General features: G+C 48.9%; 15 protein-coding genes. 5 read left to right on the top strand and 10 right to left on the bottom strand.

The window, feature by feature from the left end; genetic code table 11:
- Positions 1–210 precede the first annotated feature (210 nt).
- The 3 genes from glcT (at position 211) to DFR62_RS11045 (ending at position 4189) form a co-directional block, all read left to right on the top strand.
- Positions 211–1053: a glucose PTS transporter transcription antiterminator GlcT gene (gene glcT, locus DFR62_RS11055; RefSeq protein ID WP_121300433.1), complete on the top strand. Its 843-nt coding sequence runs from the start codon at positions 211–213 to the stop codon at positions 1051–1053.
- Between the two features lie 186 nt (positions 1054–1239).
- Entirely contained in the window at positions 1240–3300 is a 2061-nt protein-coding gene (gene ptsG / locus DFR62_RS11050; RefSeq protein ID WP_121300432.1) for a glucose-specific PTS transporter subunit IIBC, read from the top strand.
- 97 nt (positions 3301–3397) lie between these two features.
- Positions 3398–4189, top strand: coding sequence for an endonuclease/exonuclease/phosphatase family protein (locus tag DFR62_RS11045; protein ID WP_121300431.1), 792 nt, complete (start codon positions 3398–3400; stop codon positions 4187–4189).
- A 163-nt stretch (positions 4190–4352) separates the two neighbouring features.
- Here the strand turns inward: DFR62_RS11045 and DFR62_RS11040 are convergent, their stop codons facing one another.
- Positions 4353–5291, bottom strand: coding sequence for a Gfo/Idh/MocA family protein (locus DFR62_RS11040; RefSeq protein ID WP_121300430.1), 939 nt, complete (start codon positions 5289–5291; stop codon positions 4353–4355).
- Between the two features lie 362 nt (positions 5292–5653).
- Here DFR62_RS11040 and DFR62_RS11035 point away from each other — a divergent pair, with 362 nt between their 5' ends.
- Positions 5654–7090 carry a carbon starvation CstA family protein gene (locus DFR62_RS11035; RefSeq protein WP_121300429.1) on the top strand — a complete coding sequence of 479 codons (1437 nt, stop codon included), beginning with the start codon at positions 5654–5656 and terminating at the stop codon, positions 7088–7090.
- 163 nt (positions 7091–7253) lie between these two features.
- On the opposite strand, the gene DFR62_RS11030 is transcribed toward DFR62_RS11035, so the two are convergent.
- The 9 genes from DFR62_RS11030 to DFR62_RS10990 form a co-directional block, all read right to left on the bottom strand.
- Positions 7254–7970, bottom strand: a complete 717-nt coding sequence (locus DFR62_RS11030; RefSeq protein ID WP_121300428.1) for a GIY-YIG nuclease family protein — start codon at positions 7968–7970, stop codon at positions 7254–7256.
- 186 nt (positions 7971–8156) lie between these two features.
- Positions 8157–8804: a vWA domain-containing protein gene (locus tag DFR62_RS11025; protein ID WP_121300427.1), complete on the bottom strand. Its 648-nt coding sequence runs from the start codon at positions 8802–8804 to the stop codon at positions 8157–8159.
- An 82-nt stretch (positions 8805–8886) separates the two neighbouring features.
- Entirely contained in the window at positions 8887–9873 is a 987-nt protein-coding gene (locus tag DFR62_RS11020) for a macro domain-containing protein (RefSeq protein ID WP_121300426.1), read from the bottom strand.
- A 214-nt stretch (positions 9874–10087) separates the two neighbouring features.
- The gene (glpK, locus tag DFR62_RS11015) at positions 10088–11584 is read right to left on the bottom strand and encodes a glycerol kinase GlpK (RefSeq protein WP_121300425.1); all 1497 of its coding nucleotides are present in this window, start codon (positions 11582–11584) and stop codon (positions 10088–10090) included.
- 36 nt (positions 11585–11620) lie between these two features.
- A complete protein-coding gene (locus tag DFR62_RS11010) occupies positions 11621–12460 on the bottom strand; it encodes an MIP/aquaporin family protein (RefSeq protein WP_121300424.1) in 840 nt (279 codons plus the stop codon).
- A gap of 393 nt (positions 12461–12853) precedes the next feature.
- Positions 12854–13522 (bottom strand): type 1 glutamine amidotransferase domain-containing protein, encoded by a 669-nt coding sequence (locus DFR62_RS11005; RefSeq protein ID WP_121300423.1) that lies wholly within the window; start codon positions 13520–13522, stop codon positions 12854–12856.
- A gap of 108 nt (positions 13523–13630) precedes the next feature.
- On the bottom strand, positions 13631–14443 hold the full coding sequence (locus tag DFR62_RS11000; protein WP_121300627.1) for a TspO/MBR family protein: 813 nt from the start codon (positions 14441–14443) through the stop codon (positions 13631–13633).
- 218 nt (positions 14444–14661) lie between these two features.
- Complete coding sequence (locus DFR62_RS10995) at positions 14662–16932, bottom strand: excinuclease ABC subunit UvrA (protein ID WP_121300422.1); 2271 nt, start codon at positions 16930–16932, stop codon at positions 14662–14664.
- A 264-nt stretch (positions 16933–17196) separates the two neighbouring features.
- Positions 17197–17946, bottom strand: a complete 750-nt coding sequence (locus DFR62_RS10990; protein ID WP_121300421.1) for an LPXTG cell wall anchor domain-containing protein — start codon at positions 17944–17946, stop codon at positions 17197–17199.
- A 311-nt stretch (positions 17947–18257) separates the two neighbouring features.
- On the opposite strand from DFR62_RS10990, the gene DFR62_RS10985 reads away from it, so the two are divergent.
- Entirely contained in the window at positions 18258–19310 is a 1053-nt protein-coding gene (locus DFR62_RS10985; RefSeq protein WP_338324991.1) for an aromatic acid exporter family protein, read from the top strand.
- Positions 19311–19448: the final 138 nt, after the last annotated feature.

Below are 19448 nucleotides of genomic sequence, written 5' to 3'. Positions count from 1 at the left end.
ACAGGGGCGACTTCACACCTAAACCCATTCCCACCGCCATTCTCCTCGTCCGAATTGTGCCATACACAGGGACAAAACGAATACCACAGAAGGACAAAACCGACACCACACACCACATCCCAAATCTCGAGCTTGTTTTTTTATCCCCATTTCCTGTATAACTTGAATTATGCTTAATACATCAAGGCGATCTTTTGAACGGAGGAAATCATGGAACAGCTATTGACCATCGAAAAAGTATTGAACAACAATGTCGTGATCGCCCGCCATGATGCCTATAAGGAAGTCGTCTTGATCGGAAATGGCCTTGGCTTCAACCGGAAAAAAGGCGATGTCATTTCATTCGATCACGCCGATAAGACGTTCCTGTTAAAAGACGAGGCGGAAAAGGAACAATACGTCAACATGATTCCGCATATCGATGAAGACCTCATCGCATTTATCAACGACCAGCTCTTATACATCGAGGAGCAGATGGGCACCGAGTTGAATGAACACATCCACGTCGCATTGACGGATCATTTGTCTTTTGCCATCAAGCGCATTCAGCAGAACATGCAGTTTTCGAATTCGTTCCTTTTCGAAATCGAGTCTTTGTATCCGAAAGAATACCAAGTGGCTAAAGGTGTCGTGAAAGCCTTCCAAAATCACATGGGCATTGTGTTTCCGGAAGGTGAAATCGGATTTATCGCGCTTCACATCCACAGTGCCGTGACCGACAAATCCTTGCGCGACATCAACCGGGACCACGCGCTTATTTCGCGCCTGACGGAATTGATTGAAGATGGGTTGAAAGTCGACATCAGCAAAGACAATGTCAATTACCACCGCCTGATCCAGCATCTGCACCGGGCGATCGACCGTATCCATCACGGGGAATCACTGGGCGATGAAAATAAACTTCAAGAGCTATTGAAAGCCGAATACCCCGTGTGCTATAATCTGGCTTGGAAGCTCATTAAAGTAATGCAAAACCAATTAAAAAAGCCTGTCGACGAAGCGGAAGTGCTTTATCTGACGATTCATTTGCAGCGCTTGACCCATACAAACTGATTCATACGTGTTACTGATTCGATCAGGCATGAGTATGAAAAGGTACAACGGTTAATCCAGGGGAATTCTCCCCTTTTTTACCGATGCCTTTTCCGCTCATGCCTTTTTTGTATGCTTTTGCTTCCGCCATATGCGCTCCATCACGTTTGATCCGCATTCATTTTTACCAATAAAGGAGGAAATTTTATGTCTACTAATGTATTCGGCACATTGCAAAAAGTCGGGAAGGCATTGATGCTGCCTGTCGCACTCTTGCCCGCAGCAGGAATTTTGCTGGCATTCGGCACAAGCTTTTCACAAGACACATTTGTGGAAGCGGTACCATTCTTCGGCACCCCTTGGGTCCAGTCATTGCTCTTCATCATGGCTGAAGCCGGCGGTGTAATTTTTGATAATTTACCACTGCTCTTTGCGGTCGGCGTCGCGATCGGCTTAGCCGGCGGTGACGGGGTCGCAGGACTTGCCGCGATCATCGGCTATTTGATCATGAACGTCACGATGAAAGCAATCGGCGGCATCACACCCGAGATGGCCACTTCAGATCCTGCGTACGCCATGGTCCTCGGCATTCCGACCTTACAGACCGGCGTCTTCGGCGGGATCATCGTCGGGATATTAGCCGCGGCGATGTACAATAAATTCTTCAATATCAACTTGCCGCAATTTCTCGGCTTCTTCGCCGGAAAACGCTTTGTTCCGATCATTACCGCATTCTCGGCATTGTTTCTCGGTGTCGCGATGTTCCTCGTCTGGCCTTTCGCACAGAACGGCTTGAACACATTGTCTTATTTCATGCTTGAAACGAACCGCACACTCGCTGCCTTTGTATTCGGCCTGGTGGAACGCTCGTTGATTCCTTTCGGGCTTCACCACATTTTCTATTCGCCGTTCTGGTTTGAGTTCGGCACGTATACGAATGCGGCTGGCGAAATCGTCCGCGGCGACCAGCGCATCTTCTTTGAACAGCTGCAGGACGGCGTTGAATTCACAGCCGGCACGTTCATGACAGGGAAATTCCCGTTCATGATGTTCGGCCTTCCAGCAGCGGCACTTGCGATCTACCACTGTGCACGCCCTGAACGCAAGAAAGTCGTCGGCGGCATCATGGCTTCTGCTGCCTTGACTTCATTTTTGACAGGGATCACTGAACCGCTTGAATTTGCATTCCTTTTCGTAGCACCAGTGTTGTTCGGGATCCACGCAGTATTCGCTGGACTCTCGTTCATGATCATGCACATTCTTGATGTTAAAATCGGCATGACCTTCTCCGGCGGCCTCATCGACTTCCTATTGTTCGGCGTCATGCCGGGCAGAACGGAATGGTTCTGGGTTATCGTCGTCGGATTGTTCTTCGCAGTCATTTACTATTTCGGCTTCCGCTTCGCCATCACGAAATTCAATTTGATGACGCCAGGGCGTGAAGACGAAGAAGCAGACGAAGATGGCGATTCAGCCGTTGCCGGTGAATTGCCATACGAAATCCTGCAAGCGATGGGCGGACAGCAAAACATCACCCACCTTGATGCCTGCATCACCCGCCTGCGCGTCAGTGTTGAAGACAAGAGCGCAGTCGACAAGAATAAATTGAAAAAACTCGGTGCTTCCGGTGTCATGGAAGTCGGCAACAACATCCAAGCGATTTTCGGGCCTGTTTCCGATAACCTGCGAGGGCAAATGCAAGACATCATCAACGGCAAAACGCCGCGCACGAAACAAGATGTCTCCCAGATCATCGACCAAGCGAAAGACGCCGGAGATGCACCGGTACGCCTCGGCACCGTTGATTTCGGCATCCCGATCACAGGCGACATCCTGCCGATCACCGATGTACCGGACCAAGTCTTTTCCGGCAGAATGGTCGGCGACGGCTTTGCGATCAAACCGTCTGAAGGCAAAGTATTTTCGCCAGTGAACGGTGAAGTCGTCACTTTGTTCCCGACGAAACACGCAATCGGTTTGAAAGCAGACGATGGAACTGAATTATTGATCCATATCGGCATCGATACCGTCCATCTGAAAGGCGAAGGCTTCACTGCCCATGTCGAGCAAGGCGACCTTGTCGAACAAGGACAATTATTGATGGAAATGGACCTCGCCTATATCGGCGAACACGCCCCGTCCATCATCACGCCGGTTGTCTTCACGAGCCTTCAGGAAGGCCAGCAAGTGAACATCAAAACCTCCGGCCACGTCGAGTCGAATACGAAAGACCTGATCGAAATCACTGGCGGGAACGAAGAAGTCTAAAAAGCTTTCCTTGCCAGCTTCACACCCGGACCCGCGCGAATTGCTTCGCTTAGGTCCGGGTTTTCTGTAAAATAGCTATTCTTGGAGGAATGAACCGATGAAACTACTGACTTTGAATTGCCACGCTTGGCACGAAGAAAACCAGCTGGAGAAAATCCGCCACTTGGCACAAGCCATTGCCGAAAAGGAGTATGACGTCATCGCCTTGCAGGAAGTCAACCAGTCGATCGACGATGAACCAGAACATGTCGTCAAGCACGACAATTACGCACGGGTCCTGCTTCAGGAGCTGGAGCAACTCGGCGTGACAGGCTATTCGATGGTATGGGATTTCTCCCACCTCGTCTACGGACGCTACGAAGAAGGGCTGGTGATCTTGACGCGCCACCCGGTCATCGATGAACATAGCTTTTTCGTCAGCCAAAGCACCGACAAGCATTCCCCGAAAACGCGGAAGATTGTCGGCGCAATGATCCATTACAAAGGCCAGCCCTTCACGTTCTATTCCTGCCACACCGGCTGGTGGCACGATGCGGAAGAGCCGTTCCAATTCCAGGCCGACCAGCTGCTTGGGCAAATGAAAACAGAAGCCCCTGCTTTTTTGATGGGCGACTTCAATAACGACGCCTCGCTCGAACAACAAGGCTATGCCTACTTATTGGAAAATGGGTTGCACGACACCTACACACTGGCCGAGGAAAAAGATGCCGGCATCACCGTCCAAGGCAAAATCACCGGCTGGAGTGACAACAAGCAAGACTTGCGCATCGATTTGATCCTGTCCACCGAACCCTTCAAGGTCAAATCGTCGAAAGTCATCTTCAACGGCGACCACAAGCCGCTCGTATCGGATCATTTCGGGGTGGAAGTTCAGTTGGTAATGAATTAGCGAAGAGTCAGCTGAGCAAATTCATTTGCGACGCATTTGCGCAGTAAATGTGAGAGCAATGGTTTTATGTGATGCTCGAACTAAAATAACTAGACAAATAAAACCGCTTTTCCCCCACATATGCTGGACGGGAAAAGCGGTTTTTTTCGTTGACTGTTTTTCATTAAAGCAAAAGCTTCGTCACTTGCCGGGAGATCTCGTGCGTGTTGATTGGGGACTCTATTTGGCCTTTGTGCACGCAGCGGATAAATTCATCGAGTTCGTAATACATCGTATCGAACTCATGCGGGACGGAAATGTCTTCGGTCGTGCCGTCGCGGTATTTGATCAGCACATGTTTCGGGTCGCTGATTCTATCGATTTCAATGACGCCGTTTTCGCCTTGGATTTCACTCGGCAAATATGAATCCGAAATCTTCGAATACATGACAATCGCTTCGCATTCGCCGTAATCGAGAATCATGCTGCCTTGCCCTTCCGCACCGGTCGACAACAGGTAGCGGTTGCGCAATACGGCATCCGGCTCTCCCGCCAAATGGACGAGCGGCGCCAAACCGTAAACGCCGAGATCGGTTTTCGCGCCGTTGCCGAGTTCCGGCTTGAACGCGTTCTCGACGATGCCTTCTTTATATTTATCATAGCGGGATGAATACTGGTTGTAATGGAATACGTAGCGGCGGACCGGGCCGATTTTATGCAGCTCTTCTTTCAGCCGCAGGAAAGTCGGCGTCACGGTCGACTTCATCGCTTCCATATAAGTCATGCCGGTTTCTTTTGAAGCCGCAATGACTCTGTCCATCTCGTCCAGGCTGACAACGGCCGGCTTTTCACAGAGCACATGCACGCCGTGTTGCATCGCGAGCAAGCTTTGTTCAGCGTGAAATGCATTCGGCGATGCGATATAGACCGCATCAATATCGCCTTCTTCGAACATTTTCTTCATGTCCGTATAGACCGCCTCCACCGCGTATTTCTCCGCAAACGCGCGGCCGGTCTCTTCCGTCCTTGAATACACGGCGCCGATGCGGAAATCGGGGTGTTGCTTCGCTGCTTTGATAAATCGATCGGTGATCCAATTCGTGCCAATGATGCCGAATTTCATAGTTGGTTCCCTCTTCTCTTTATGTACTTACTTTCAAGCATAGTGCAATCGTGTCCCTGTGTCACACACAATTCCCACACAATTCATTTCCGTGGAAGTCCCAGCCCTTCCCCCTCTATTTACTTGTATCTTAGGATAATGAAATTCAAGATATTTTTTTCTAATATTAAAGCATCCAAAAAATATTTAGTCCCCCAAACCTATTGGATACGCTTCCAAATCCACTATTGTTATCAACTATCTATCGCTTTGCCATAAATAAATAGAAATATTAGTTTTTTCGAAATATTAACTTTTATTTTCTGAAAAAGATGCTATCATGTGTTATACGATATATCACTGACACCAGGAGGACGACGCATATGATTACATTTTTCGCAGCACTTGCACTCTTAATATTGGGATACATGTTTTATTCGAAATTCATCGAAAAAGTATTCGGCGTCGACGACCAAACTCCAACCCCAGCTTATGCGCAGGCCGATAACATCGACTATGTGCCGATGAGCTGGTGGAAAGGCAATTTGATCCAACTTTTGAACATCGCAGGCCTTGGCCCAATCTACGGCGCTGTAGCTGGCGCATTGTACGGGCCCGTTGCTTTCATCTGGATCGTCGTTGGCTGCATCTTCGCAGGCGGCGTCCACGATTACTTCTCCGGCATGATGTCCATGCGCCACGGCGGAGCGCAATTCCCGACATTGGTCGGGCGTTACCTCGGAAAGAACGCGAAAGTCTTTATCAATGGCTTGTCGCTCGTGTTGATGCTGCTCGTGGCGGCTGCCTTCACGGCCGGCCCAGCTCAATTGATCGCACAAATCACACCAATCTCGTTTATCTGGGCGCTTGCACTTATTTTTGCTTATTTCGTTCTCGCAACGATCTTGCCGATCAACCGCATCATCGGACGCATCTACCCGCTACTCGGCGGCATCCTGTTGTTCATGGCCATCGCGGTGGCCGTAGCACTCGTGTTCTCCGGCAAACCGATGCCGAACCTAACATTCAGCAACTTACACCCAGGCGAACTGCCGATCTGGCCACTCCTTATGGTCACGGTCTCTTGCGGCGCGATCTCCGGCTTCCATAGCACGCAAAGCCCGATCATTGCCCGCACGATGAAAAAAGAAACCGACGGCCGCAAAATCTTCTACGGCGCCATGGTCATCGAAGGCATCATCGCCTTGATCTGGGCGGCAGCTGGCATGACTTTCTTCAACGGCACAGAAGGACTCGGCGCAGCACTCGCAGCAGGCGGGCCATCTGGCGTCGTCAACGACATCTCGATCTCGCTTCTTGGAACTTTGGGCGGCATCCTCGCGATCTTCGGCGTCATCATCTTGCCGATCACGACAGGTGATACCGCACTTCGCTCTTCGCGCATGATCTTGGCTGATTTATTGTCGAAGTTCACCAAAACTGACGGCACCTTGCGTATCCTGTTAATCACCGTCCCACTCGCCATCCCGACGTTCTACATGGCAACGATCGACTACACCTTCTTGTGGCGCTACGTTGGCTGGACCAACCAAGTGGTTGCAACCTTCATGCTGTGGACAGCGACCATGTATTTGCTCAAGAACTACAAAATGCACTGGATCAGCGGCGTGCCGGCCATGTTCATGACAGGCGTCGTCTCCATGTACATCTTCTATGCACCCGAAGGCTTGAACATGGAATACCACATCGCCGCCATGATCGGCTCGGTCATCACCTTGGCTGTCGCTTTATGGTATATCGCGCAGATCATGAAGTACCGCGCTGCGAAGCAAGTGGATTCGGAATATGAAGCTGTTTAAAAAATACGGAAATGATTAAGAGCCTCGGACTTATGCGGTCCAAGGCTCTTTTTATGAGTATCTATAAGGCTGAACTTCTTATATAGCACTGAAAGTCCTTATCCCATTACTTCAATCTCAGCCCTCTTTCAATAAAGTAAAGAAGACTGCTTCTCTAAATATTCTATTCTGTTTCTTCGATGCGATAATTCTTATTTTCAATAAAACTAATAATATTAAAAAATTCTTGTGGACTTGTTTCGAACCACTCACTTCCCGGAGAATCGACGCTTTTACTTCCGTTTATCGTAAGTATCTTGTGAATTACAGTTTCCAGCATTCGAGGGTGCTTCGTAGTAAAAGTCTCAATAATGGGTTTCTCAGGTAATATTGTTACACCTTGAGAGGTGATCCTTACTAAGGGATCTCCTTCTGTCATTCCAATCTTACATCTCCATGTGGAAGAATTTTTAAGAAGTGCAAGTTCTTTATAAGAGGGAAAATAATATAAGTAAACTACCCCTGTATTCTCTTCAATTTCACTAAATTCATCAATTGAATCGAATTCAGTGGAATCTATTTCTTCAACAGTTCCTTCATCATAATCATTGTTTTCTTTTTCTATGATTGTATTTTCTTCATCATGTAATTTTATTCTCCAAAAACCTACACTAGGATTTTCAGCATTTCCTTCATCAAGTAGGGTTTTTAAAGCTTTTTTTACTGTTCCAACATTGTCTGCTCTCCCTGGTGTGCCTCCTCTTAACTGGTGAACTGCTTTCACTTCTTCAATAATAACTTTTCTTTCAACCGTTTTGCCTTGGTACAACTCAATAATTAATTCTCTACATATTGAGGGTATAAGTGGAAGCCCCTTATATTTATAGCCATTTACCTCCATTTAAAAACTCCTCTTAAAATTATTTTTATTATCCCACTAATTATAAATCATCTATAGCAATAATATAATATCATTCTAAGGGTGATCTTTGGCTCTTTAAATATATAGTTAAATTTATAATAGATGTAGAATCTATTATGGTATTTTTATATACTCAGTTTCCTTAAGCAATGATAAAAAGAATCTTCATTTCTTCTCTCTGGCTCTATAATCCCGCTCAATTTCCTGCTTCCAATCCCGGCCAATCTTTTTCCCGGTCCGGAACGAACTCACCGCTTCGCTCAATACTTGATAATTCAACTCCGTCCCTTCCGCATCCGCATGGTAATCCACCGCAAAATCCTCATCCACACCGAACTTTTTCGCCGTCGCGACCGCATCGATGTTCGCACCGAGGAAAATGAACTCCCAACCGCTCGTCTTCTTCGAAGCAATCATTTCATGGATTTGCTTATACGTGTATTCACAGCTGGAGTTTTCTAAGCCATCTGTTGTAATGACAAACATTACCCTGTCGGCTTGATGCTTTTTCAATGTCCCTTTTTGCGCGTTGTTGATTTTCTGGATTGTCGAGCCCACCGCGTCGAGCAAAGCCGTCATGCCGCCTACTTCGTAATCGCTATCGGTCATCGGTGAAATGCCTTCGAGGGAAATCCGGTCATGCAGCAATTCGTATCCGTGGTTGAACAGCACCGTCGTCACGCGAACCTCGCCGGGGAGCTTTCGCTGCTTGTCAATCAGGGCATTAAAGCCGCCGATCGTATCTTTCTCGAGCCCTGCCATCGAGCCGCTCTTATCAAGAATAAACACCAATTCCGTCGTTTCATTTCTCATTATCGTTTCCTCCTTCGGGTTACTTGCTACCCCTAGGATACGATTTCCCCATAGAAAAAAGGTCGCTTCGAAAGCGACCTTTTTACGAACCAAGAAGCGCTTCATCAAATGCAAACAAGGCTTCATTGATTTCAAAAATATTGTATTGTTCCCGCTCGATGAAATAACGGACGATCAAGTCGAATTTATGGCTGTTCGACAAGCGATAGCCTGCCGTTCCGAGCAATTCTTCTGTCTCATCGATATCCAATTCGAGCGCAATCGCAAACGCCAGGATGGTCTTTTTCTTCGGTGTGTAGCCTGGGGAATTTCTGATTTTGGAAAACAGCTTCTTGTCGAGATTCGCCTTTTTATAGGTCTCGGCATCGGTCATCCCTCGTTCATCAATGAACCTGAACAGCCGCTGTGAGAAGGATTCATCCACCTCTTCCAAGAACTCTTCTAGGCTCAATTGCTGCTCCACTATTTCGATTGGTGCAGACATCGGTATTTCCATTTCCCGCCGGTCTTGATAACGACCAGCCCGTTCTTCCAAAACCGCCGCTTCCTGTTCATCGATGAACGCTTCAATCGATTCGTAAAGCTTCTGGCTGATGCCGAATGACTGCTTGTCCAACACGACTAGATAGACATCCATATCGTGCCCGCCCAGAAAGGCATCGATTTCTTCCGTGGCGACCCTTAATGCCGGTTCTTTCGGATAACCGAAGATGCCGGTAGAGATGAGCGGAAACGCGATCGACTCACAGCCAAGCTCGATGGCAAGTTCCAGCGAGTTGCGGTAGCAATTGCGCAGCAACATTTCCTCGTTTCGCCCGCCGCCTTCCCATACCGGTCCAACCGTATGGATTATGTACTTTGACTCGAGTTCAAAGCCGTTGGTATGCACCGCTTCCCCGACCGCACAATGGCCGACCCGGTCGCACGCTTCCTGCAGCTGCTTCGGACCCGCTGCCCGGAAAATCGCCCCGCACACGCCGCCGCCCATCTTCAGGCTGGAGTTTGCGGCATTGACGATGGCGTCTGTTGTCATTTTGGTGATGTCGTTGCGCACGATTTGCAGTGGCATGGGCTCATCCCTTTCTGTTTCTTGTCTCTTTTCATTTTACCACCCGTTGTGTCCCTGTGCGCCACACAATTCTGGCTCCCTTGATTCGCTAGAAAGTCAAGCAGAGCAAGGGTTTTTTGTGTTCCGCGGACGGCTTGTTGTCCCTGTGCATCACACAATTTGCATAGAAAAACACACGCGACAGACAGTCGCGTGTGTTTTTTCTGTTGGAAGATTAGTTTTTAAATGCTCTAGTCGCTTCAACTGCTTTTTTCCAGCCATCGTACAGTTTTTCACTTTGTTCAGCAGGCATATCGCTGGTAAAGGTTTTATCGACTTTCCATTGCTGCGCGATTTCTTCCTTACTTTCCCAGAAACCAACCGCCAATCCCGCTAAATAAGCTGCGCCGAGCGCTGTGGTTTCCTGGATGACCGGACGTTCAACTGGCACGTCCAAAATGTCGCTCTGGAATTGCACGAGGAAATCATTTGCCACAGCTCCGCCATCCACACGCAAAGTTTTCAGTTCGATGCCCGCGTCTTCGATCATGACGTTCACGACATCTTTCGTCTGGTAAGCGAGCGATTCAAGCGTCGCACGGATAAGATGCGCCCGTGTCGTGCCGCGCGTCAAGCCGAAAATGGCGCCGCGAGCGTCCGTATCCCAGTAAGGCGTGCCGAGCCCGACAAATGCCGGCACCATGTAAACGCCGTCTGTCGATTCGACAGATGTAGCATATTGCTCACTTTCGGGCGAAGTGTCCAAGATCTTCAAGCCGTCACGCAGCCATTGAATCGCAGAACCGGCAACGAAGATACTGCCTTCAAGCGCGTATTCCACTTTGCCATCGATGCCCCATGCCAATGTCGTCAACAAGCCGTGTTCGGAAACGACGCCTTCTTCCCCTGTGTTCATCAGCATGAAACAGCCTGTTCCGTAAGTGTTCTTGGCCATCCCTTTTTCGAAGCAGGCTTGCCCGAACAACGCAGCCTGTTGGTCACCAGCGATACCGGCAATCGGCACTTCATGGCCGAAGAAATGGTAATTGATTGTATTGGCATAGACTTCAGACGATTGACGGACTTCCGGCAACATGCTTTTCGGCACCGTCAAAATATCCAGCAATTCCTGGTCCCATTCCAAATCATAAATATTGTACATCAGCGTACGGGAAGCGTTGCTGTAATCGGTGATATGCGCAGCGCCGCCAGATAGTTTGTAGACGAGCCACGTATCGATCGTCCCGAACATTAAATCGCCATTTTCCGCTTTCTCCCGTGCGCCTTCGACATTATCCAAAATCCATTTCACTTTCGTTCCTGAGAAATAAGCGTCAATCAACAGGCCTGTTTTCTTACGGAACAGCTCTTCATGCCCTTGCACTTTCAATTCGCCGCAAATATCCGCAGTTTGTCTGGATTGCCAGACGATCGCTTTGTAGATTGGTTTTCCCGTGTTGCGGTCCCACACGACAGCCGTTTCGCGCTGGTTGGTGATGCCGATGCCTGCCACTTGGCTTGCTTCTACATCCGCTTTTCGCAAGGCTCCTGCCATACAAGCTAAAACTGAGGTCCAGATTTCATTCGCGTCATGCTCTACCCAGCCCGGTTTCGGGAAAAACTGTTCAAACTCCTGCTGTCCAGTTCCTACAATTTCTCCTTTGTGGTTGAACAATACCGCCCGTGAACTCGTTGTTCCTTGGTCAATCGCCATAATGTAATCTTTAGTCATCAATTATTCCTCCTCGAATGGTGTTTTGATCAATCGTTATTTGTCATCGACTAACGTGTCTTCGATTTCATTCGCTACAGTACGGCCTTTTTTCAATTCGGCGCTTGCTGCTCCAATCAAGATGCCGGCCATTACTATGCTCAAGCCCCAGAACAACAGGCTGTAATCACTTGTGAAGAAAGCTTTATAGAAAACCGCGCCATAAATACCGCCGAAAATCGGTCCGACAACTGGCACCCAGGCATAGCTCCAGTCCGAACTACCTTTTCCAGGAATAGGAAGCAAAGCATGTGCAATACGGGGGCCAAGGTCACGCGCCGGATTGATGGCATAGCCTGTAGTGCCGCCGAGCGACATGCCGATTGCAATAATCAAAGCTCCAACAATCAAAGGATTCAAGCCATCTGTAAAGTCATTGGCGCCGATGAACAGCAACCCCATCACCAACACAGCAGTTCCAATGATCTCACTGACTAAATTCGAAAATGGGCTTCGAACAGCGGGACCCGTGGAGAATACAGCTAATTTCGCTCCTTGATCTTCCGTAATCTTCCAATGTGGCAAGTAATTCAAAAAGACGATTACTGCGCCGATAATCGCGCCGATCATTTGGGCGAGAATGTACATTGGCACTTTCGACCACGGAAATTCTCCTACTGAGGCCAAACCAAAAGTTACCGCCGGATTGACATGGGCTCCTGAAAAACTGCCCACTGCGTACACCGCCATGGTAACGGCGAGCCCCCAGGCAATCGTGATGACGACCCATCCGCTGCCTTCCGCCTTGGAATCTTTCAAGACCACTCCTGCCACTACACCACCGCCGAAAATAATCAGGATCATGGTCCCAACCACTTCTGCTAAAAACTCTGACATCGCTTAACACTTCCCTTCCTTTTAAAGCAAGAGCTGTATAAATGTCCATAAAAAAATCCGCAATTAATGAAAGTTCTCCTTGATAGAAGTACTCATTAATGTGCGAATCTCCAGGTCTCCAACACAACTCTTAACTTGTTATCTATAAGGTATACTTAAAAGAAAGCGCTGTCAATATATTTTCTGAATTTTTGTTTAAATATTCCTATTCGCTCTCCGAATCTTTTTTCATTTTACGGCTTCAAATAATGCCGCTGCCGCTCATCTTGCGCTGAGAAAAGATTGCATGAAAGCTGACGCATGAGTTTCCTCATTTGAATAAAAAAAACAGGGCTTTGCACGAAAACGCTGCAAAGCCCTGCTTATGGAGATGGCGGTGTCGCCAACCATCATTTAGTTGTTTTTCTTATCCAATGCTTTGACCAATTCCTCAGCCAATGCTTCAGAAGCAAACGGGTCGCGGCCCGTCAATACTTGCTTGTTGCCCCACACCACTTTTTCGTCAGCAGTGTAATCGGCAACTTCGCTCATCTTGCCTTCTAAGCTGAACGGCAGGATCTCTGGGAGTCCTTCCGGTTCAACCGCTTCCGGATATCCGGTGACGTTCAGTCCGGCGATGATGCTTTGGCCGTCTGGGCGTTTCGTCCAGATCAATGGTGCCGGGCCGTGGCACACAGCCGACACGATATTGCCGTTGTCATATACAGCGTTGATGATCCCGTGAAGCGTTTCATCTTCTGCGAGGTCGTACATCGCTCCGTGACCGCCGACGATAAATATTGCGTCGTATTCTTTCGCATCTACGTCAGACAGTTTTTTCGTATTGTCCGCAAGGCCCGATTCATACATTTCTTTGTATTTGCCTTCCGGGTCATACTCTTCGCTGATGCTGACCTCGTCAAGCGTCGGTTTGCCGCCTTTTGGCGAAGCGAGCTCCACGTCATGGCCTGCATTCTTCAAAATTTCCATCGGTGCGAACAATTCTTCTGCCCACCAGCCGGTTTCGTAATTATTTTCCGTATCTTTATGTCCACTTGATAGCACTGCTAATACTTTAGCCATTGATAGTTCCTCCTCTGAAAATCATTCTGTCACTAGTTGTTCCCGAATGTTTTCGGATTTAAACAAACTTACAATTCCCGCAATTTTTTATTACAGGAGCTCCCTTTCCTAAACCGTCTTATGTTTCGGAAAAAGGGATTTTCCGTTTTTAAAGAATGTCCACACTACAGCAATCAAGAAAATGACGATGCCCGCTAGCAAAGCGCCTTGAATAACAGCCGCCATCTCTGGGTCGAGCGTCCCGCTCATATAGGCACTATAGATCCCGAAGAACGCCCAGGCAATCGGAATCGGAAACGCCGCGTTTTTGAACCGCGACAAGTAAAACAGGACAAATACGACGGCAACGCCCAAGACGATGAGTGTCCAGACAGAATCGGAAATGCCGAAGCCGTCCCACTCCCATTGCACCAAGGACAGCGAAATGTTGACAATCGTCGCGATAAATACCCACGCGCCGTACAACGTGAACGCAAGCCCCGGCAGCAGCGACGGAAACTCAGAACGGTGTTTGTAGATTCTTTCCACAATGAACAGCAAGGAAAACAACAAGCCTGCAATCAATATCGTCGAAACGCCCAGCCATTCATAAGAAAACACGACGATCCAGCCCATATTGAGCAGCGAACTCGCGATGAATAAAGGCGAGATCAACAGCGTCAACCGGCTGACTTTCGGATCTTTTCGCTTGATGAACAAATACACGAGCGTCACCAGCACGAGCGTGTAGATAACGCCCCAAATCGAAAACGTAAACGGCGCCGGCGAGATGAGCGTCATGTACTTGTCCGAAATATCTTTTTGCGTGTTGCCGTTAAAGAACCCCGACGAACCCAAGTAATTGACGCCAAGCGTCACAAAATAAGCGACCAAGTTCAGTATCGCGAACAGTTGGGTTTTCTTCAATGTGCGTTCATCCATGATGGTTTCATCCTCCCGAAAGATAATAGTCACTGGCAATATGTGCCTCTTGCTTTCTATCTTCCCGTTTTTGCCAGTCAACAAAACGGTTTCCCGGAATGAATCGGGTGAATTGTGTCATGCACAGGGGCGTTTCGACTGGAGAATGCTGCTGCATCAAGGTTTCTGATACTGAAATTGTGTCATGCACAGGGACAGAGCGCTTCCACGCTGCCGCTCTATCCCTTCACACCGTCTCTCAGCCATTTCGCCGTCAATGTATCCGCTTCGAGCATCTCTTGCGGCGTGCCTTCAAACAGCACTTCGCCACCTTTTTTGCCGCCGCTCGGGCCCATTTCGATGACCCAGTCGCTCGCTGCAATCAAGTTCAAGTTGTGCTCGATGAGGATGACCGAATTGCCTTTGTCGACGAGTGCTTGAAAGACGTCCAATAGATGGGCATTGTCTCGCGTGTGCAAACCGAGTGAAGGCTCGTCCAATAAATAGATCTGCCCTTCTTTTTTCAAATGGCTTGCGAGCTTCAAGCGTTGCACTTCGCCTCCGCTCAATGAACCGGTCGTCTGCCCAAGTGTCAGGTAGCCGAGTCCCACGTCTTTCAACGTATCCACTTTTTTGACGATTTTCGGCATTTCCAAATACTCATTCGTTTCGTCAATCGTCAACTCCAAAATTTCCACGATGTTTTTGCCTTTGTAACGGTAAGACAAGGCTTCATCTGAATACCGCGTGCCCTTGCATGCTTCACAGGTCACCGTCACGGGATCCGCAAACGCGACATTCGGCGTGGTGATGCCTTTGCCTTCACATACCGGGCAGGCGCCCAATGAATTAAAGCTGAACAAGCCCGCCGGCTGTCCGCTTTGTTTTGCCAAAATCGACCGGATGTCGCTCATGATGCCCATATAAGTCGCCAGCGTCGAACGGCTGGACGTGCCGATGCTGCCTTGCCCGACCGCAATCGTTTCAGGATAATTGCCGGTAAATGCGCCGAACATCAATGAACTTTTCCCCGAACCGGAAACGCCGCATACCGAGACGAGGGCATTCTGTGGAATTTCCACACTGACATTTTTCAAATTATTATCGGAAGCATGTTTGATCGAAAACGTGTTTTCAGCTGTTCTCGGCTGTTCATTCACCGTTACGGTGTGGTCCAAATCAGTGAGAGCGGAAGCTTTTCTCAGGCCTTCCTGCCCGCCTTGATAGACCACTTCACCGCCGCTTCTGCCTGCGCCCGGTCCCATTTCGATGATTTCATCTGCCGTCTTGATGACCGCCAGATTGTGTTCGATGACGACGACAGTATTGTAGTTGTCCCGTATGCTTTCCAGCATATGCGTCAACATATTGATTTCTTCCGGATGCAAACCGGCACTCGGTTCATCGAAAATATACGTGATGTTGTTCAGGCTGCTGCCTAGGTGGCGCGCGATTTTCACGCGCTGCGCTTCGCCGCCGGACAAAGTGCCCATTTTGCGCGACAGGCTCAAATAGCCGAGCCCCAAACCGACCAGCTGTTTCACGCTCGGATGCGCCTGCTGGGCAATCGACTTGCCGATCGGGTCGCCGATTTTCTCCAGTTCACCGAGCAGTTCCGTCAATTCCAAACGGGCATAATTGGCGATGTTCAAGCCGTTGATTTTGCACTCCAGCACTCTCGGGTTCAATCCCGAACCTTCACAAACCGGGCATGGGGTACGCGTCGTCAGCGCCAAGACGTCTTCCTGGGAGACGATTTTCAGTTTCGTCAGGTCCCGGTTGATATACAGGCGAATAAACCTCGGAAGGAGGCCATCCCACTCGATGTCGCGATCGCCTTCTTTGTAATAATAAGTGCTAAATGCACGTTCTCCTTCCGGCGGTCCGTATACGAGCAGGTTGTATTTTTCTTCCGTGAAATCTTTGATGGGAAGATCGGGGTCGAACAATCCGCCGTCTCTCATCCATCTGCCTTGCCAACCAGGAGGCGCCAGCGGTTTGAAGCGTACCGCGGACTCCCGGATTGATTTCGTGTGATCGATTAGCTTGTGGATATCCGGCGTAACGACTTCGCCGAAGCCATTGCATTCCGGACAGTTGCCGAACGAACTTTCACTCGAAAATTCAGTCGCCGAGCCGATCGGCGGACTGCCGATTCTCGAGAACAATAGCCGGATCAACGGATCGATATCCATATACGTGCCGACCGTCGAGCGCGAATTGCCCCTGACTGGCTTTTGTTCTACGACCACTACCGGGCTCAAATGCTGCATCAAGTCTGCATGCGGCCGCTCGTATCTCGGCATCTGGTGCCGGATGTACAGCGGATAGTTCAAGGTCATCTGCCTTCTGCTTTCCGTCGCCAAGGTATCGAACACAACCGAACTTTTCCCCGAACCCGACAAGCCGGTAAACACATTGATCTTTTCTTTCGGGATATTCAAATCGATATTCTTCAAATTGTTTTCACGAAGCCCTCGCAATATGATTTCATCTCGTTTTTCTGGCATGTTAACATTCTCCTTTTCCAATCCGATCAGTGGATTACACTACTATATAGAAACGTTCCCTATTTCGGGGTGGTTCACACAACCAGTTTGTCCCTGTGCACCGCACAATTCCCGCACAATTTATCAGAGTATAGAAAAAGACGCATCCGCCAGCGCGGATGCGTCGAATAATTGTGTCGTACACAGGGGCGTTCTTCCACCGAAATGCTGTTACACCAAGGATCTGACCCTCCGAATTGTGTCGCGCACAGGGATATCCACCACCTATTCCACAACCACCAGCTCGCCCTTTTGTCTGTCAGCTACAGAAATACGTTCCCCACTTTCAAGCGTAATGTCGGCTACCTGCTCCTCGCTACGTTCGTCCACATAAACGAACACCATTCCCTCTATTTCAGCCCAAACAACCGAGCCTTCCTGCGCAACCTCCAGATTCAATAAGCCGTAGCCTGCGGGTGAATATTCATAAACTGCAATCGCCGGCAGTTGATCGATCGTCAGTGCAAATACCGTCAGTTCGCCCTCGATCCATTCATCCTGTTTCGATATTTCGACGGCCTCTCTATTCAAGGTGTAGTTTCCTCCGTAATGAAATTCGAGTTCTTGCCACACATCCTGCTGTGCGGGAAATTCTCCGGTTGTCCAATTACTAACTTGCTGAATGTCGCCGTTTTCCCCCACCTGCAAAGTCACGCCCATCTCCGGCGTTTGTTTGTCACTGACGTCAAAATGCCCGACCGCTACCCCTTTTTCGTATTGTTGCGGCGCGACCACGAACTCCCGCTCCGGATATTGAAGCGCTAAGTATTCGATCACTTCTTCATATTTCTCTGCATGCGCTTCGGTTTTCATATAGGATTGATAGGCGAAAAATCCAATATAGCTTATTACTAATAAACCACTCAGCACGAGAGCCCATCGTTTCCGTTTTTTAAACACGAAAAACAGCATTCCTATCGCCAGCAACGCGCCCACCCCAACCACCACGAACATCAAATTTTCTGCCGGATTCATTTAACTCACCTCTTCCATTCAAGCTAAGAGTACAGCAATTTCGAATCGGCTCAGTCACTCTTTGGCGTGACCGCTTCATCGACATTTGGTCCTCTCCTATTACTACTAAGCTAGCACATCGAACGTGATTTCCGCTTCATAATTCCATGAAATTGTGTGGCGCACAGGGGCGCATACACACCAGAAGCCTGCTAGTTCAAACTTTTCGACTGCCAAATTGTGTCGTGCACAGGGACACAAGGCCTTTCCCCTCGACACGGATGATATACTGAAAATACAGACATTCTACGCAAAGGAGACAGTGGCTAGACATGATACGATCTTTTCAATTCGCCGGCAGCCGAATCGTAAAAACCGGCATAGCGATATTTTTGACGGCCACTATTTGCCTTTGGTTCAACTGGCCGCCAGTCTTTGCGGTCATTACAGCTATCGTGACAATCGAGCCGACCGTCAGCGATTCGATCAAGAAAGGGCTGGTCCGCTTTCCTGCTTCGGCTATTGGTTCAGCCTTTGCCGTGTTCTTTATCACCTTATTCGGGAATTCCCCGATTACATATACACTTGCTGCGGTCGCCACGATCCTGGTGTGTTTCAGGCTCAATCTCCATGCCGGCTTGCTGGTGGCGACGTTAACCTCTGTCGCGATGGTGGAAGTTATCCATGACAATTTCCTGTACTCGTTCTTCATCCGTTTAGGGACGACAACGATCGGCCTGGTCGTCTCGACCGCCGTCAATATGCTTGTGTTCCCGCCAAACTACAGCACCGCTATCCTAAAAAGCATCCACAGTATCAGCGGTCGGGCCGGGGGCATGCTCGAGCACACAATCCGCACAATCCTCTTCGACCGGGATGCAGGCTTGCAGGAAGATAAGAAAATCGTTAAGCAACTAACGACGGAAATCCGCAAGACCGAACAATTGATCCATTACCAACGGGATGAAGCCAGTTTGTATCCATGGGTGCGTAACCGGGAAGCCGAACTTCAGATGGCGGAGAGGCAATTGCTGTTTCTCGACAATTTCGAGTACCATTTGAATGCATTGCTTCGCGTCCCCGTGCAAGATATTCAGTGGACACAAGCCGAGCGGGAAACCATTATGGATGCCGTGTCGGCGCTTGCCGACGATTTGCAGCATTCCATCGATTACAATCACGACAAGCATCAGGATCAATTAAAAAGCATCACCGACCTGTTCTGGGAAAACAGCAAACAAGTGCCGTCAAATGACGCCCCGCACCCTACACTGTTCCCCCCGGAATTCCGGATCCTCTATGAACTTGTTACCATTTATGATTTGGTCGATAAATTTTTCGACCCGAACAGCGTAAAGGCTGTGCAGCAAGCAGAAAAATCATAGAGACAAAAAAGGCCGTGCCGGAAACTCTTCAGTTTCTGGCACGGCCTTTTCGGTTGAATTGTGTGGCGCACAGGGACATTCCAGCCCACAAATGCCGCTACTACAACGATCTCATCGCTGGAATTGTGTCTAACACAG

This window comes from Planococcus citreus (assembly GCF_003664125.1).
Taxonomy (GTDB): Bacteria; Bacillota; Bacilli; order Bacillales_A; family Planococcaceae; genus Planococcus; species Planococcus citreus.
This window is presented reverse-complemented; position numbering and strand designations above follow the sequence as displayed.

Excerpts from the sequence above, each read along its gene's own strand:
- glcT (WP_121300433.1), top strand. The coding sequence starts at position 211 with ATGGAACAGCTATTGACCATCGAAAAAGTATTGAACAACAATGTCGTG.
- ptsG (WP_121300432.1), top strand. The coding sequence starts at position 1,240 with ATGTCTACTAATGTATTCGGCACATTGCAAAAAGTCGGGAAGGCATTG.
- DFR62_RS11040 (WP_121300430.1), bottom strand. The coding sequence starts at position 5,291 with ATGAAATTCGGCATCATTGGCACGAATTGGATCACCGATCGATTTATC.
- DFR62_RS11045 (WP_121300431.1), top strand. The coding sequence starts at position 3,398 with ATGAAACTACTGACTTTGAATTGCCACGCTTGGCACGAAGAAAACCAG.
- DFR62_RS11030 (WP_121300428.1), bottom strand. The coding sequence starts at position 7,970 with ATGGAGGTAAATGGCTATAAATATAAGGGGCTTCCACTTATACCCTCA.
- DFR62_RS10985 (WP_338324991.1), top strand. The coding sequence starts at position 18,258 with ATGATACGATCTTTTCAATTCGCCGGCAGCCGAATCGTAAAAACCGGC.
- glpK (WP_121300425.1), bottom strand. The coding sequence starts at position 11,584 with ATGACTAAAGATTACATTATGGCGATTGACCAAGGAACAACGAGTTCA.
- DFR62_RS10990 (WP_121300421.1), bottom strand. The coding sequence starts at position 17,946 with ATGAATCCGGCAGAAAATTTGATGTTCGTGGTGGTTGGGGTGGGCGCG.
- DFR62_RS11010 (WP_121300424.1), bottom strand. The coding sequence starts at position 12,460 with ATGTCAGAGTTTTTAGCAGAAGTGGTTGGGACCATGATCCTGATTATT.
- DFR62_RS10995 (WP_121300422.1), bottom strand. The coding sequence starts at position 16,932 with ATGCCAGAAAAACGAGATGAAATCATATTGCGAGGGCTTCGTGAAAAC.
- DFR62_RS11020 (WP_121300426.1), bottom strand. The coding sequence starts at position 9,873 with ATGCCACTGCAAATCGTGCGCAACGACATCACCAAAATGACAACAGAC.
- DFR62_RS11025 (WP_121300427.1), bottom strand. The coding sequence starts at position 8,804 with ATGAGAAATGAAACGACGGAATTGGTGTTTATTCTTGATAAGAGCGGC.
- DFR62_RS11035 (WP_121300429.1), top strand. The coding sequence starts at position 5,654 with ATGATTACATTTTTCGCAGCACTTGCACTCTTAATATTGGGATACATG.
- DFR62_RS11005 (WP_121300423.1), bottom strand. The coding sequence starts at position 13,522 with ATGGCTAAAGTATTAGCAGTGCTATCAAGTGGACATAAAGATACGGAA.
- DFR62_RS11000 (WP_121300627.1), bottom strand. The coding sequence starts at position 14,443 with ATGGATGAACGCACATTGAAGAAAACCCAACTGTTCGCGATACTGAAC.